This window comes from Streptomyces sp. NPDC031210, assembly GCF_055570395.1.
This window is the reverse complement of the sequence record NZ_JBVIHH010000016.1, coordinates 1-16,076: the sequence shown is the minus strand read 5'-3', so window position 1 is coordinate 16,076 and position 16,076 is coordinate 1. Positions and strand designations below refer to the sequence as shown.

Sequence of the window (16,076 nt, the reverse complement as noted above, 5' to 3'; positions counted from 1 at the left end):
CAGGCTAGAACGGCCTCACGGGGCCGGGGGCGCGGCGGGTGGCCGGAGCATCTGTCCGGCGGCCAGATCGCGGTAGGCGGGGCTGGTAACGAGCAGGTCCTCGTGGCGTCCGCAGGCGACGGTGCGGCCGTCCTCCAGGACGACGATCCGGTCGGCGTGCCGCACCGTGGAGAGCCGGTGGGCGATGACCAGCACGGAGCACTCCTGGGCGGCGCCCTTCAGCACCGTGGTGAGCGCGGTCTCGTTGATCGCGTCGAGGTGGGAGGTCGGCTCGTCGAGCAGCAGGAGGGACGGGCGGGCGAGCAGGGCGCGGGCCAGGGCGACCCGCTGGCGTTCGCCCGCCGACAGGGTGCCGCCGCGCTCGCCGAGCCGGCCGGACAGCCCTCCGGGAAGGCGCGCGACGACCCCTTCGAGCTGGGCGAGCGCGACGACGCGGTGGACCTCGGCGTCGGTGGCGCCGGGAGCGCCGTAGGTGATGTTGTCCCGCAGCGAGCCCCGCACGACGTGGGTGTTCTGATCGACGACGGCGATGCGTGCCCGGCACTCGTCGCGGCTGAGCCGGGCCGCCGGCCGCCCGTCGAAGACCAGGGTCCCCGCCTGCGGTTCGTAGAAGCGGGCCACCAGGGCGAAGATCGTGCTCTTGCCGGCGCCGGACCGGCCGACGAGGGCGACCTGCTGCCGGTGCGGGACGGTGAAGGACACACCGCGCAGCACCGGCCGGTCCGGCGTGTAGCCGAAGCGGACGTCACACAGGGCGAGCGCCGGCGCCGCGTCCTCCGTGTGCCCGGGGTGCTCCCGGGCACCCCGCGCCGTACGGGCGTCCCCGGGCGCCCCCACCGCCCCGGTGGGCTCCGCGGGCAGGGCCAGTACCTCTTCGACGCGCTGGTAGGCGCCCATGCCGCGCTGGATCAGGCCGACCGCGCGGAAGACCGACGACAGGGGCAGTACGAGGTAGGAGGCGTACAGCAGGAACGCGACGAGGTCGCCGAGCGAGTTGGCGTGACCGTTGACCCGCAGGCCGCCGATGACCAGGACGAGCAGGAAGGAACCCTGGACGGCGAGTTCGACCGCGGGGCTCATCACGGACGCGAGTTTCGCGGTCCGCACGCCCGCGTCGTACGCCGTCTCCACACGCTCCCCGATGCGCCGCGCCTCGCGTTCCTCCGCGCGGTGCACGCGGACCATCGGCAGGGCCCCCAGCGCCCGTTCCAGGTCGGCGGCGATCGCGCCGACCGAGTTCTGCATGCGTTCGGAGGCCGTCCGGATGCCCTTGAGCAGGGAGGCTACGACCACGGCCGCGGTGGCCACGGTGAAGGCGACCAGGAGCAGCAGCAGCGGGTCGATCCACACCATCAGGACGATCGCCCCCGCCGCGACCAGGGCCCCCGTCACCAGGTCGACCAGGGCCTGGGCCACCACTTCCCGCAGCAGGGTGGTGTCGGCGGTCACCCGGGAGATCAGGTCGCCGCTGCGGTGCCGGTCGTACTCCCGCATCTCCAGCCGCAGCAGCCGCGCCACCAGACCGTGCCGCAGCGCGCGGACGACGCCCTCGCCCATGCGCTCCAGTACGAAGCGGCCCACCGCGCCCGTCGCCGCTTCGGTGACGAACAGCACGGCCAGGAGCAGCAGCAGCGGCCAGAACACCGGTCCGCGGCCGCTCGCGTCCACGACGTGCTTGGCGACGAGCGGCTGGGCGAGCCCGAGGCCGGAGCCGATCAGGGTGAGCACGGTGGCGAGCACGATGGCGGGCCGGTGGCGGGCCGTCAGCCGGTACATGGTGGCGACGGCGGCCCGGGTCGAGCGGTCGGGGGGCGCCGTGCCGAGGGCCGGGGCGGGCGGGGCGCCGTCGCGCGGGGCGGTGCCGGGGCGGGCGCCGGCGGGCGCGTCCGGGTCCGCGTCGGTGGTGGCGTCCGCGTCGGTGGCGGCGTCAGCGTTGGTGGCGGTGGCGTCCGCGTCCGCCGCCGCCCGGCTGCCGGTCACGGTGCCGGCCGGCGCACCGGGGCCACGGTGATGAGCCGGGTGAAGTAGTCGTCCGGCACGCCCTCGGCCACGGGGCGCCCCTCCGCCTCGATCCAGGCGTGCGCGGTGAACGGGGGCACCACGCGGACGCCCGTGCACCACGTGGGCCAGCTTCCCCGCAGCCGGCACAGCAGCGCGGCGCCCAGCGAACGCGGCAGGCAGCCGCGCGGCCCCGCGCAGCGCAGGCTGACCGCGCACATGGCGTCCCGCGCGTCCTTGGCCTGGGCGGCGGAGGCCGGCGTGGCGCCGCGCCGCACGACGCCGAGCACGGCGCGGATCCGGCGCGGCGGCAGTAGCGACAGGACGACGGCGGGCACCAGGACCAACAGTGCGGCCAGCCGCCGGGCCAGGGGGACGCCGATCGGCCGTTCCAGCGCGCTCGGTGTCGTCATGCGGCCAGCCCCGAAGCGCGCAGCTCGTCCACCAGGGCCGCGACGTCCCGTGCCGCCTGGTCGCGGTCGACGTCGAACTCCGTGACGAGCGCGTCGACCGCCGCCGCTTCCTCGGCGCCCGCCAGCAGCGTCCGGACCACCAGCGTGCCGGTGGGGTTCAACTCCCAGTAGTTTCCGCTGCGTTCGTCCAGCAGGACCGTGCCGTAGTCGGTCTCCGCCGTGGAGACATCCGCGCCGAACCGCAATGCCATGGTGTGTCTTACCTTTCTGCCGTGAGCGTGAACCGTGGGCCCTGACCGCCGGTCCCGACCGGGAGCCCTGACCGGGAGCCCTGACCGGAAGCCTTGACTACCCGCCGTCGGTCCTGGACTTGGACGTACGCCGGTGAGCCGCGAGGCCGGAGGGCCGGGACGTGGCGCCCGTGTCAGGAAGCGGCCGGTGCCCCGTACCTCTCCTTGGCGCGCGAGAGAGAGCGCAGCCACACCTCGCACGCGATCGTCGAGTACAAGATCGCGTCGCCCAGCCCGGGGGTCGCGGGCCGCTGTGCCAGCCGGCGCAGGGCCTCGCCGTCCACCAGGCCGAGCCTCTCCAGCCGCGAGTCCTCCCACAGCGCCAGCAGGTCACCGCGGTGTTCCCGCAGCCCGTTGGCGGCGTCCATGGAGGCCGCGGCCTTGTTGTTCCGCTGGAGGCACACCTCGGGCACGATGCCGCTCATGGCGGCGGTCAGGAGGGGTTTGTACCGCCAGGGCGTCACCCGCTCGCTCGGGCGTACCGCCAGGCACGCCTCGATCACCCGGTCGTCGAAGAACGGTGACGCCATCGGCACCCCGGCCCGCGCGCACATCCGGTCCCACTGCCGGATGACGCGCGTGGTGGAGCGGATCTGGTCCAGGTCGGCGTGCAGGCCGCGGTCGGGGTGCAGCGGCACCGCGCCCGCCGCCGCCTCGTCCAGCACCCGCCCGGCCATCCGTGCCGCGTCGGGCGTCACCCAGTCGAACAGACGGGGCGACATGCCCCAGCCGAGGCCGCTGCTGACGGACGACGGCAGCGGGTCGCGCAGCCGGTGGGCGGAGTCCGCCAGCCACTTGCCGTACGGCCGCGAATCGGCCAGGGCGCGCGCCATCCCGCCGAGCGGCCACTGCCACAGGGCGCGGAATCCGCGCAGTTGCCGCAGTGCGAACAGCGGGCGGGTGCGCGACAGCCGGTGGTAGTACGCCTCGGAGCACCAGGCGACGTGGTCGCCGCCGATGCCGGTCAGATGCAGCCGGCTGCCCCGCTCCGCCAGTCCCGGCAGGTGGTGCAGGACCCTCGACCGGTCCATGACGCCGATGGTCGGCTCGTCCAGCAGGTCATCGATGTCGAGCAGGTCGGTGTAGACCAGCGGTGAGGCGTCGGCGTCCCAGACGACGTGCTCGACGTCCGGCAGGAAGCGGGCCGCCTGTTGGGCCCAGTGCAGGTCGGTGTCGGCGGGGTCGCGTCCGGGCCAGGTGCTGGCCACCACCCGGGCCGGGCCCCGTGCGGCCAGGAAGCAGATGGAGGTCGAGTCCAGGCCGCCGGACAGGTCGCAACTGACCACGCCGCCTTGCCGCGTACGGGCGTCGACGGCTTCGGTGAGGGCGTCCCGGACGAGGGGGGCGTTGTCGGCGAGCGGCCGGTCCGGCTCCGGTGGCGTCCACCAGCGGGACCGGCGCGCGGTACGTCCGTCCGCCGCGATGATCAGCGCGTCCTGAGGCGGCAGTGCCGTGACGCCGTGCCAGAGCGATGCCTCGGCCAGCGGGTGCGGGACCGGCCACAACAGCCGTACCGCCAACTGCTCTTCGTCGGGCTCGGTGCCGAGCGCGGCGGCGAGCACCTCGGCGCTGGTGGCGGCCACCCGCACACCGCCGATGTCGGCGTGGAAGACCAGCCGGAGCCCGGAGGCGGTGCCCTGTACCCGCGTCCGCCCGTCGAGCGCGGCGATCAGATGGCAACTGCCGGGCAGCGTACGTGCCGCTGTGTCGAGTTCCGCGAGATCCCGCAGTTGGCCCACGCGTCGTTCGAGTCCGGCGGCGTCGATCGGGCAGCAGCCGACCAGGGCGACCGCGGCCGTACCGACGCGGGCGGTCACGAGCTCCTCGTCGTGCCACCGGCCGACCAGCCAGGGCCGTCCCGAGGCGTGTGGGAGGGTGCGTGTTCCCGGGCGGGCGAAGGAGCGGGCCACGGCGGCGGCATCCGCACGGTCGGGAAAGACCGCGAAATGCGCGTCGCCGGGGCCCGGACCCGCACTTTCGTGCGTTTCAGTCATGGCTTCGAATCAACGAACCGTCGCCGTCAGTTCTTGCTCAGGATCAGACGGTCGTTTCCGGAACTCTGGAGAAGCCCGGTCTTCTTGCGGAAGGACCCCAGTCGGGCGAGCGTCGGTGCCTCATAGGACTTCTTCATGACGTCTCCTCGGTGCGGTTTTCGCCACGGTCTCCCCGGGCGGCCCGAAGCCGGAATACCGGATCCGTGCCACCCCTGCCCTGACTCATCCGGAGCCCGGAACAGGGAGACGAGGCGTGGGGCAGACGCTAGACGCCCCGCACCGGGAGGACGCAACACCCCGAGCCGAAGTCCGATTGTGTGACTAATGAGATGCCGCACTCATATGACGCCCCGTCATGCCGCACCCGAACAATCCCGCCCCACCCCACCGCTCCCACCCCCACTCTCCGACGAAACGTTTCGAGCTGCACCGCAGAGAATCCCCCAGCCCCAGGCAGAGGGGGGGCGCGCAAACTCCCCCAACGGAGCCGCCAGCGCACTCCGCCACCCCATCCGCGCTGAATTTGCCCTTCCGCTTTCCCGCCACCACGGCCGAGAACTTCCGCGGGCGCGGGCCTGTCGGTTGTCGGTCGGTGGGGCGGGTCGGGCGGCGAGCCCCGGCCGAGTCCTCCGCTGCGGTTCCGTCTCCGGCTTCTCCGGTGTTATCGAGAGGGAAGGGACGCCAGCGGAGTGTCGAGTGGGGTGGGTGTGGGCTTGGGGGTTGGGTCCAGGGACTTGAGGAGGGGGCCGGTTATGGCGGTGGTGATCAGGGCCATCAGGACGAGGACCGTCAGGCCGGACGCGCTGATCAGGTGGAGTTGCCAGCCGATTCCCGCCACCACGAGTTCGGTGACGCCGCGGCAGTTCATCAGGGCGCCGAAGCGCAGGGCGTCGGCGCGGGGGAAGCCCATGGCCCGTGCGGCGCCGCCGGCGCCGATGATTTTGGTGAGGGTCGCGGCGAGGAGGATGCCCGCGAACACCAGCCAGGGCCCGGGGTTCAGGCCGAGTGCGCCGATCGAGACGTTGAGGCCCACGCCGGCGAAGAACAGGGGCAGGAGCACCGTGAGGGTGAAGCCCTGGAGTTGCTGGTTCATCCGGGCGGTGACCGTGGAGCCGCGGGGTACCGCCGTGCCGAACAGGAACGCGCCGATCACAGCGTGCAGGCCCAGCAGGTGGGTGATGACGGCGTAGCCGATGGCGCCGACCAGCAGAAGGGGCAGCAGCCGTTCTCCGCCCGGCCGTCGCTCCGCCTTCGCCACGATTCGGGCGAGCAGCGGGCGCACCACGAGTGCGGTGAGCCCGATGAGGGCCAGGGTGATGCCGACGGTTCCCGCGATGTGCAGGGTGCCGCCGGTGCCGGTCACCGCGAGGATGACGGTCAGCCCCAGCCAGGCGACGCCGTCGCCCACGGCGGCGGTGGCCAGCGAGAACGACCCGAGTGGTGAACGGTCCAGGCCCAGGTCGACCAGGAGTCTGGCGAGCACCGGCAGGGCGGTGATCGACATCGCCAGCCCGAAGAAGAAGAGATAGCCGGCAAATTGGGGCGCCGAGCCGCGCAGCATGGCGGGCGCGGCGGCCGCGATGCCGAGGCCGGCCAGGAACGGCAGGCCCATCCCTCCGACGACGGCCGCGCCGAGTGCCTTGCGCCCGGTGCGGTGCGTCTGTTCCATGCGCAGTTCGCAGCCGAGCAGGAACATGAAGGTCACGAGGCCGAGTTGGGCGGCCATGTTGAGCGTGGAGGTGACTTCGGGGGGCAGCAGCCATGCCTGCCCCTCCGGCCATATCCAGCCCAGCGCCGAGGGGCCGAGCAGCAGGCCGCCGAGGATCTCGCCGATCACCAGAGGCTGGCCCAGCCGGCCGAGCAGCATGCCCAGCAGATGGCTGAGCAGCACGATCACGGCGACGGCCAGCAGGAAGCGCGCCATTGGATCGAACGCGGTCTGGCCGCTGGGGGCGGCCAGTTCGCTCGCCGTCAACATGACGGGTCCGTGACGTCGGCCGGTCTCGGGGGCGTCCCGGGCACACGCTGCGGCGCGGGGATCTCACCGCCCGGCCAGGAGGCGAACCGGTGCGCCCCGTACAGCAGCGGTGTCCCCGCCACCTGCACGAGTCCGGTCACCAGGCCCAGGACCACCGTGTGGTCACCCACCTCCGCCAGGTGGGCCACCTGGCATTCGGCGGTCGCGAAGGCGTCGTCGGTGAGCCATGGCAGGCCGGCCTTCGGCGAGGGCTGCCAGGCGGTCCGCGCGAACCGGTCCGCCACCGGCTTGGCGAAGGTCTCCGCGGTGTGCCGGGCCCGGTCGTGCAGCAGGTTCACCGCGAACATGCCGTGGGTCCGCAGGGCTTGGAGGGTTTCCCCCCGAGTGGTGAGGCAGACGGAGAGGATCGGCGGATCAGCCGTGACGCTGGCCAGAGAGGTGCAGGTCAGGCCGCGGGGGCGGAGGTCGGGGCCGTAGGTGGTGACCACCGCGACCCCGGCGGGAAAGGCGCTCATCAGCGACCGGAAGCCGTCGGTGGGCACCGGCGCCCGGAGCTGCTCGGTCGTCTCCCATCGGAGGGGACGCGGGGCAGTGGGTGCTGGGGAGGGGGATACGGGCAGGCGGCTGACCATGCGCGGTTGCCCTTCAGGAGAGAGGGGTGGGCATACGAGAGGGGACGGCATACGGGTGCGTACGGCGCCGATGCCCGTCCCCGCGGGGGTGGGTGACGGGCATCGGCAGATTGTGGAAGGCCCGCGCTCAGCGGTTCTTGTTGATCGAGGCAAGGTACTCGTAGCAACTGGGCAGGGAGTTGACCAGGTGCTCCGTGTCGGCCTTCAGCGCCGCCAGCTCCGCGCGCGCCCCGGCCGGGTCGATGTGCGCGAGCGTGGGACGCGGCCGCGCCGGCTCGTGGCCGAGGCCCAGCAGCATCGTGATCCACGAGTACTGCTCGAAGCCGTGGTAGGCCGGGTAGATGGTGTGCTCGTCCAGGAGGTGCGAGGAGGCCGTCTCCAGCCGCTCGGCGAGCCCGTCGGGAATGGGGCGGACCTTGGCCTCCTTCCAGTACGGGGTGTCCTCGCGCTGCGCCGCGCGGTAGTGCAGGACCAGGAACTCCTTCACGCCGTCCAGGACGTGCGCGACGCGGTCGTTGTAGTCCTTGGTCAGCGACGGGTCCCAGTGCTCGTCGGGGAAGTTCTTCACGAGCTGCTCGATGCCGTGCTGGATGAAGAAGATTCCGGTGGACTCCAGCGGCTCGACGAAGGCGCTGGACAGGCCGATGGCGACGCAGTTGTTCACCCAGGAACGGCGGTTGCGGCCGATCCGCATACGGATGTGGTTGGCCTCCAGGTCGTCCTTGCCGGGCGCCGCGAACTCGCGCAGGGTGCGCTCCGCCTCCTCCGGGGTGCAGAACTCGTCGGAGTAGACGTAGCCGTTGCCGTTGCGGCCGAACAGCGGGATCGTCCAGATCCACCCCGCGTCCATCGCCGTCGCGGTGGTGTAGGGGTTCATGCCCTTGGTGGCCTGGTCGGGCTGCGGGACGCGCAGGGCGACCGCGCGGTTGTTCGGCAGCACGTCCTGGAAGGACTCGAAGGGCTCCTCCAGGGTCTCGTTGATCAGCAGACCGCGGAAGCCCGTGCAGTCGATGAACAGGTCGCCGGACAGCTCCCCGTGCTCGCGGGTGGTGACATGGCTGAGCCAGCCGCGCTGGTCGCGGGCGACGTCGACCACGTCGTCCACGACGTGCCGTACGCCGCGGTCGGTCCCGTACTTGGTCAGGAACTTCGCCAGCAGGCCGGCGTCGAAGTGGTACGCGTAGGGGAACTGGTCGCGCTGGTCTTCGAGGGTCGAGCGGCCCAGAGAGCCGTCGAGGTCGCCCGCGAACAGGGAGCCGTCGAGCAGGCGCGGCGAGCGCTGCGCCTCGCACAGCGCCGGCGTGATGAAGCAGGAACGGTCGAAGGGCTGGCTGCGGTCCCCCTCCAGCAGCCACCAGTCGGCGAGCGTGAATCCCTCGGCGGTCCGCAGCCGCTCGAAGGGGTGGTAGAAGTGGTGGCCGGGCTTCCGCCAGTTCTCGAAGCGAATTCCCAGCTTGTAGGAGCCCGCGCACTCCGGAAGCCATTCGCTCTCGTCGAGGCCGAGGTAGTCGAAGAAATGCCGGACGGTGCTGAAAGTCGCCTCTCCGACACCGATGGTGGATACCCGGTCGGATTCCACCAGCGTCACGTCTATGCGGTCCCCGAACGCCGCTTTCAGATATGCGGCGCTCATCCAACCCGCGGTACCACCACCGACAATGACAACTGACTTGATCACGCTGAAACTCCTGCGTCGAAGAACCGGGACCAGCTAGTCAGGGATGAGAGCTGGATCGTGCTGGCAACGCCCGCCGAGGGCTGGACGGTCGGCCTGGGGCGAAGTTAGTCAGGTCCGGTTTTTCTTTCGTTATCGAAGTTTCATGGTCGCTATTCCGGGTGGACATGAGGCATTGGTTCCGGGTCGACATGAGGTGTTGGTTCCGTGTGATCGCCGAGGTCACGCGGGGGGCGGTCCGTGAACGCGCCGGGGCCCCGGAACGCGAACGTCCGCCGGCGGAGCAGGAAATCCTGCTCCGCCGGCGGACGTTTTCGCTTCGGTGAGGACTACGGAAGCGTGAAGAAGATCATCGGGTTGTGGTCGCTGTTCCGCACCGGCTCGTCGAGCCCCAAGTCCTTCTTGACGGCGGCGAGTTGCTCCGTCACCTGGGGGGCCTTCGCCGTGGACGGCGTGAAGAACTCGATGTTCTTCTCGGCCAGCCACTTGACGATGACGGAACCCTCGCTGAACGGCTTCGGGCGGCGGCCGTGGAAGACGTCGTGGACGCTGGTGGGCGTGCGCGCGGGGACGGCCGGGAAGAGGTTGTCGATGTACCAGTGGGCGAAGCGGGAGCCGTGGTCGGCGTCGATGAAGAGGTAGTCGGTCCGGGCGGGGACCTTTTCCGGGTGCTGCTGGATGTCGCCCTTGGTGAACGTCCAGCGGTCCGCGGAGAGTTCGGCCGGGACGTTGCGCACCACGTTGTCGACGATGTCGAACGAGTGCAGATGGCCGGTCCCGTTGTCGCGCAGCGCGCTCAGGATCCACATCGTCGACCAGCCGTAGAAGGTCCCGACCTCCACCACGGTTTCGGGGCGCAGGTCACGGAGCAGCAGATACGTGATCTCCGCCTCGTAGTCGTCGAGCTGCGCCTTCATCGCCTTGCCCCGGTCCCGGAGGAACTTTCGCTGGGCGTCACGTACCACCCGCAATTCCTCCTGGTACTTCGCGTACAGGCCGCTGATGTGCTCGACGGTTATAGCTTCCATTTTCCCTCCACCGGGATATTGCGCATTGATGAGAACGGACACTGGTTCAGGGGAACGACACATCCGGGGCGCTCGCTGCTGCGGTACGGGGCGGCAGGGCCTGCGACAACAGGGTCGAGGCGGGCGTCTCCCGCAGCGGGCTGTCGCCCGTCAGAGGGCCTTGGCCGCGGAGAACCACGCGGCATCAGGGCCGGATCGCCGGAAATCTCCACGGCAGGTCCGTCGCTTCGCGGGCTGGAGGGAAGGTTCTTCCGCTCAGGCGGGGGCCGCGTACCGCACCCGCGGGGTTCCGGCGTGCACGGAGGGCAGCCGCAGCGGGGCAGGCACGCCGACGGTCGGCATCACGCTCAAGAACCATTAGTCCGTAGCTTTCGGGTACGACGAGCACCCCTGGGCAGCTCGGGGCAGCGGTCGTCGAAGACCCTGGCAGACGCCGTTATCGCGCGGTTATCGCCGCGCTATCGGCGGGTCAAGGGCCCTATCGGCGCGTCGAGGGCCTTGTTGGCGCGTCAAGGGCCTTGGGTACCGCGTCGTCTGCCGCTCGCCCTCGCCGCGCTCGCCGCGCTCGCCTCTGAGCGAGGGCGAAGACGGGGCGAGGGGCGAGGCGGGCTTCGCAGTCCGATGGCGGAGGAAGGGCCGGCCACGTTCCGTCGTCCACGAGGCCGGCCGAAGGCGGTGCCGCTATGCGGAGACGACATCCCCCCGCTTCAGGCCGGAGCCCGCGGGCACCTCGGCGGGATCGTCGCCGAGGCTGATGGCCTTGTTCTCCTCGTCGACGAAGACCACCCGCGGCCGCAGCTCACGCGCTTCCGCGTCCTCCACGGCCGCGTACGCGATGATGATCACGAGGTCGCCGGGGCTGATGAGCCGGGCGGCGGCACCGTTGATGCCGATGATCCCGGAGTCCCGGGGGCCTTCGATGACGTAGGTGGACAGGCGCGCGCCGTTGTCGATGTCGACGATGTCCACCTTCTCGCCGGGGAGGAGGTCGGCGGCTTCCATGAGGTCCGCACTCACCGTGAGAGAGCCCACGTAGTGCAGATCCGCCTGGGTCACGGTGGCCCGGTGGATCTTCGACTTCATCATGGTCCGGTACACGTTTCTCATTCCTTCGTTCAGCGGTGGATGACTCTTCTCGGGCCCGTCGGGCCCCGGCGCCGCAGCTCGCTGCGCGCCGGGCGCCCGCCGCCCCGCCTACCCGAGGGCGACGAGCCGCTCACGGATGTCGCGGACCAGCTCGGCTTCGTGGGGGACGAGGTAGAAGTGCCCCCCGGAGAACGCGCGTGTGTCGCAGCGGGCCGAGGTCAGCTCCGCCCAGGCCCGGACGTCGTCGGGGGTGGGGCCGGGGTCGTCGGTCCCGTAGTAGGCGACGACGGGGATGTCGAGGGCGGGGGCCTTGGGTCCCGCCACATACTTTTCGAGCAGCGCGTAGTCCGCGCGGATCGGCGGCAGGACCAGGTCGCGCAGCTCGGGGTCCCGCAGCACCTCCGCCCCCGGGCCGCCGAGCCCGGTGACCGTGGTCAGCAACTCCTCGTCGGTGAGGTCGCCGGTGCTGATGCGCCGCAGGCGGTGGGGGGCGGCTCGGCCGGAGACGAGGAGCGCCGCCGGACCCGCCACCCCGCGCGCGGCGAGCAGGGCGGAGACCTCGTGCGCCACGGACGCGCCCATGCTGTGGCCGAAGAAGACGGTGCGGGGCGTCATGTGGCCCGCCAGTCCGTCGGCTATCCGACCGGCGAGCTCCGCCATGCTCGTGATGCCGGGTTCGGCGATGCGCTCCTCACGGCCCGGGTAGCGCACGGCGCTCACTTCCCAGTCGGCCGGGAGCTGCTGGGGCCAGGTGCGGAAGAAACTCGCCGAGCCGCCGGCGTGCGGGAAGCAGATGAGCCGCAGCCGGGGTGCGGCCACCGGCTGGAACGTACGCAGCCACCGCGCGGGGAGCGAGCCAGAAGAGAGAGGCATGCGCGGCAGGTTAGGGGGCGGACCTATCGGCGGCGTATCGCCCGTCTAAACCGTACGAACGCCAGGTCAGGCGGGTCCGGAGCGAAGTGCCAGCGATAACGAGACGAAAGCTGAGCCACTTACCTTCGCAGACTGGCGTAATACGCGGGGACTTGCGACGTGGCGAGGCCCTTCGTGCCGCGCCGGGTCACCACTCCGCGGGCCGATTCCTCACACGCGCCCATGGCCTCATCACGTACTGCACTAGGAGTCAGCGGCATGGCTGAAGCATCGATGCACGGTTCAGATCTGCCGGGCGGGCAGCTTTCTCCCATGGACTCGGCTGAGCTCCCGCACGTGCCGGCCGAGTGGAACGACACGGCACGTGAGGTGCCGGCGACGGGTCTGCGGGAACTGTTCGAGGCCCAGGCCGCGTTGACGCCGGACGCCGACGCGGTGCTCTGCGGCACCGAACGCCTGTCGTACGCGGAGCTGAACTCCCGGGCCAACCGACTGGCGCGCCGGCTGCTGGCCCGCGGTGTCGGGCCCGAGGACTACGTGGCGGTGGCCCTGCCCCGGACGGTGGAGCTGCCCGTCGCCCTGCTGGCCGTCGTGAAGACCGGTGCGGCCTATCTGCCCGTCGATCCCGAGCACCCGGCCGACCGTATCGGCCACATCCTCTCCGACGCGCGCCCCGTCTGCGTGCTCGCCGCCGCGAGCACCGTGGCGAACCTGCCCGTCGACGCCGACCGCCTCCTGGTCACCGACGACGCCGCGACCCGGGCCGCGATCGCGGCTCTGCCGGGCACCGATCTGACGGACAGCGAGCGGCCCGGGACCCGTTCGCTCGGCCACCCCGCGTACGCCATCTACACCTCGGGGTCCACCGGACGTCCCAAGGGCGTGGTGATCTCGGCGGGAAGCCTGGTCAACTTCCTGGCGGCGATGAAGGACTCCTTCGCGCCGAAGCCCTCGGACCGGTTCCTCGCCGTTGCGACGGTCGCCTTCGACATCGCGGGCCTGGACTTCTACCTGCCGCTGATCTCGGGCGCCTCGGTGGTCATCGCCACGTCCGAGCAGGTCCGCGACGCCGCACAGCTCGCCGAACTGCTCACCACCTCCGGCGTGACCCTCATGCAGGCGACCCCGTCCCTCTGGCAGGGCCTGGTCTCCCAGTACCCCGACGCCCTGCGCGGTCTGCGGATCCTCGTCGGCGCCGAAGCGATGCCGCCCGCCCTGTCGCGCAGGATGACCGAGCTCGCGGTGAGCGTCACCAACCTCTACGGCCCGACGGAGACGACCGTCTGGTCCACCCTCGCGGACGTCACCGGTGAGGGGGCCGCGCCCATCGGCCGCCCGATCGGCAACATGCACATGCATGTCCTGGACTCGGAGCTGCGCCCGGTCCCGGTCGGCATGCCGGGGGAGCTCTACATCACCGGGCACGGACTGGGCCGGGGATACCTGAACCAGCCGGGGCTGACCGCCGAGCGCTTCGTGGCGAGCCCGTTCGGTGCTCCCGGTGAGCGCATGTACCGCACGGGCGACCTCGCGAAGTGGCGGCCGGACGGGGAGCTGGACTACCTGGGCCGGGTCGACTTCCAGGTCAAGGTCCGCGGCTACCGCATCGAGCTCGGCGAGATCGAGTCCGTGATCGTCACGGACCCGGGTGTGGCGCAGTGTGTGGTCATCGTCCGTGAGGACCGGCCCGGTGACCAGCGCATCGTCGCCTACGTCGTTCCGGTCGACGGGGACGAGCGGCTGGACGTGACCGGTCTGCGCGACAGGGCGGCCCAGGCGCTGCCCGCGTACATGGTGCCCTCGGCCTTCCTCCAGCTCGGCTCGTTCCCGCTCAACCCGAACGGCAAGGTGGACCGCAAGGCCCTGCCCGCGCCGGAGCTGCCCGCCGCGCCCACCTCGCGCCGGCCCCGCAACGCGCGGGAGGAGATCCTGTGCGGGCTCTTCGCCCAGATCCTCGGGGTGGACCGGGTCGGGATCGACGACAACTTCTTCGACCTCGGCGGGCACTCCCTCCTCGCCACCCGTCTCACCAGCCGCATCCGCAACACGTTCGGTGCGGAACTCGCGGTACGTGATCTCTTCGAGGCCGCGTCGGTCGCCGCTCTCGCCGACCGGCTGGACGACGCGGCCGGGGCGCGTGCGGCGCTGGTGCCGGTGGAGCGGCCCGCGCGGGTGCCGCTGTCGTTCGCGCAGCGGCGGCTGTGGTTCCTGCACCAGTTGGAGGGGCCGAGCGCGACGTACAACCTGCCGATGGCGTTGCGTTTGTCCGGGGCACTGGACCTCGACGCGCTGCGCGGGGCGATGGCCGATCTGGTGGACCGCCACGAGAGCCTGCGTACCGTATTTCCCGAGACCGACGGTGTCCCGTACCAGCGGGTGCTGACGGGCGACGCCGTCCGGCCCGAATTCGAGGTCGTCCCCACCACCCCCGACGGCGTGGGCGCGGCGATCGAGGAAGCGGCCGCGCACCTCTTCGATCTGTCCGCCGACATCCCGCTGCGTGTCTGGCTGTTCGAGACGTCGCCGGTTGATCATGTGTTGCTGGTCCTGACCCATCACATCACCAGTGACGGCTGGTCGATGGACCCGCTCCTTCGCGACCTGTCGGCCGCGTATTCGGCCCGCTGCGACGGCGTCGTTCCGCAGTGGACGCCGCTGCCGGTCCAGTACGCCGACTACACCCTGTGGCAGCGTGAGGTCCTGGGCGAGGAGAGCGACCCGAACAGCGTCATCTCCCGCCAGATCGACTACTGGCGCACCGCGCTGGCCGCACTCCCCGAGCAGTTGGAACTCCCCACCGACCGACCCCGGCCGGCAGTGGCCACACACCGAGGCGACACCGTCCCGTTCACCTGGGACACCGACCTCCACCACGGCATCACCCGCCTGGCACGCGAACACCAGGCAAGCGTCTTCATGGTCGTCCAGGCGGCGCTGGCAGCGCTGTTGACCCGGCTCGGCGCGGGTACGGACATCCCGATCGGCTCGGCGATCGCCGGACGTAACGACGACGCCCTCGACAACCTCGTCGGCTTCTTCGTCAACACGCTCGTGCTGCGCACCGACACGTCCGGAGAGCCGACCTTCGCCGAACTCCTGGCGCGGGTGCGGGAGACGGACCTCGCCGCCTACACCCATCAGGACGTGCCCTTCGAGCGGCTCGTGGAGATCGTCAATCCCACGCGCTCGCTGTCGCATCACCCTCTCTTCCAGGTGATGTTGACCTTCCAGAACAACGACGCCGAACTGGAACTGCCCGGACTGACAGCGCGGCACTATGCGCTGGACCTCGCGTCGGCCAAGTTCGACCTCTCCTTCGACGTGGAGGAACAGCACGACAGCAGCGGTGTGCCGTCGGGTATGCGGGGGTCGGTGGAGTTCGCGACCGACCTGTTCGACCGGCAGACCGCCGAGAGCATCGCGGCATGGTTGGAGCGGTTGCTGCGCAATGCCGTTGAGGACGCTTCACGGCCGATCGGGCAGTTGGAAGTGCTCTCCGCGCAGGAGCGGGAGCTGCTGCTCCACGGGTGGAACGACACCGCGCACGACGTCCCGGAGACCACGCTGGCGGAGCTGTTCGAGGCGCAGGTGGCCCGGACCCCTGACGCGCCTGCCGTGGAGCACGACGGCACCGAGCTCACCTACACCGAGCTCAACACCCGCGCAAACCAGCTCGCGCGTCACCTGATCAGCAAGAACGTCGGCCCGGAGCGGACCGTCGCCCTGGCCCTGCCCCGCACCATCGACGTGGTCGTGGCGATCCTCGCCGTCACCAAAACCGGCGCCGCCTACCTCCCCATCGACCCCGGTCACCCCGCCGACCGCATCGCCTACATCCTCGGCGACGCCCAGCCCACCCTGCTCCTCACGGACACCACCACCGCCGCCCAACTGCCCGACACTCCCCTGGCCACCCTCACCCTCGACACCCCGGCCCTCACCGAACACACCGCCGGTCTCGCTGCCACGAACATCGCTGACGGCGATCGGTTGAGTGAAGCGAAGACGTCTCATCCGGTGTTTGTGATCTACACCTCCGGCTCCACCGGAAACCCCAAGGGCGTCGTCGTCGAACACCGCTCCCTCAACCTCTACCTCCGCTGGGCCCA

Annotated in this window: 12 protein-coding genes; 1 reads left to right on the top strand and 11 read right to left on the bottom strand. The window is 71.1% G+C overall.

From position 1 onward, the window contains the following. Positions 1-15 precede the first annotated feature (15 nt). From ACZ45Z_RS26245 to ACZ45Z_RS26195, 11 genes are all read right to left on the bottom strand, one after another. Positions 16-1,776: an ABC transporter ATP-binding protein gene (locus tag ACZ45Z_RS26245; protein ID WP_468367480.1), complete on the bottom strand. Its 1,761-nt coding sequence runs from the start codon at positions 1,774-1,776 to the stop codon at positions 16-18. Between the two features lie 200 nt (positions 1,777-1,976). After that, positions 1,977-2,411, bottom strand: coding sequence for a lasso peptide biosynthesis B2 protein (locus tag ACZ45Z_RS26240; RefSeq protein WP_468367067.1), 435 nt, complete (start codon positions 2,409-2,411; stop codon positions 1,977-1,979). Further along, positions 2,408-2,662 (bottom strand): lasso peptide biosynthesis PqqD family chaperone, encoded by a 255-nt coding sequence (locus ACZ45Z_RS26235; RefSeq protein WP_468367064.1) that lies wholly within the window; start codon positions 2,660-2,662, stop codon positions 2,408-2,410. The genes ACZ45Z_RS26240 and ACZ45Z_RS26235 overlap by 4 nt, the downstream gene beginning before the upstream one ends. 173 nt (positions 2,663-2,835) lie before the next feature. Beyond that, entirely contained in the window at positions 2,836-4,695 is a 1,860-nt protein-coding gene (locus tag ACZ45Z_RS26230) for a lasso peptide isopeptide bond-forming cyclase (protein WP_468367061.1), read from the bottom strand. A gap of 26 nt (positions 4,696-4,721) precedes the next feature. After that, positions 4,722-4,832 carry a keywimysin-related RiPP gene (locus ACZ45Z_RS26225; RefSeq protein ID WP_468367058.1) on the bottom strand — a complete coding sequence of 37 codons (111 nt, stop codon included), beginning with the start codon at positions 4,830-4,832 and terminating at the stop codon, positions 4,722-4,724. Positions 4,833-5,356: 524 nt separating this feature from the next. Next, a complete protein-coding gene (locus tag ACZ45Z_RS26220; RefSeq protein WP_468367055.1) occupies positions 5,357-6,673 on the bottom strand; it encodes a cation:proton antiporter in 1,317 nt (438 codons plus the stop codon). Next, positions 6,667-7,305: a flavin reductase family protein gene (locus ACZ45Z_RS26215; RefSeq protein ID WP_468367052.1), complete on the bottom strand. Its 639-nt coding sequence runs from the start codon at positions 7,303-7,305 to the stop codon at positions 6,667-6,669. Before ACZ45Z_RS26215 ends, ACZ45Z_RS26220 begins: the two co-directional genes overlap by 7 nt. 127 nt (positions 7,306-7,432) lie before the next feature. After that, positions 7,433-8,983, bottom strand: coding sequence for a tryptophan halogenase family protein (locus ACZ45Z_RS26210; RefSeq protein ID WP_468367049.1), 1,551 nt, complete (start codon positions 8,981-8,983; stop codon positions 7,433-7,435). 326 nt (positions 8,984-9,309) lie between these two features. After that, a complete protein-coding gene (locus ACZ45Z_RS26205; RefSeq protein WP_468367047.1) occupies positions 9,310-10,008 on the bottom strand; it encodes a class I SAM-dependent methyltransferase in 699 nt (232 codons plus the stop codon). Positions 10,009-10,689: 681 nt separating this feature from the next. Further along, the gene (gene panD, locus ACZ45Z_RS26200) at positions 10,690-11,106 is read right to left on the bottom strand and encodes an aspartate 1-decarboxylase (RefSeq protein ID WP_468367045.1); all 417 of its coding nucleotides are present in this window, start codon (positions 11,104-11,106) and stop codon (positions 10,690-10,692) included. A 96-nt stretch (positions 11,107-11,202) separates the two neighbouring features. After that, positions 11,203-11,967, bottom strand: coding sequence for a thioesterase II family protein (locus ACZ45Z_RS26195; protein ID WP_468367042.1), 765 nt, complete (start codon positions 11,965-11,967; stop codon positions 11,203-11,205). A gap of 258 nt (positions 11,968-12,225) precedes the next feature. On the opposite strand from ACZ45Z_RS26195, the gene ACZ45Z_RS26190 reads away from it, so the two are divergent. Beyond that, positions 12,226-16,076: amino acid adenylation domain-containing protein (locus tag ACZ45Z_RS26190; protein ID WP_468367040.1), on the top strand; the 3,851-nt coding region annotated here is incomplete at its 3' end.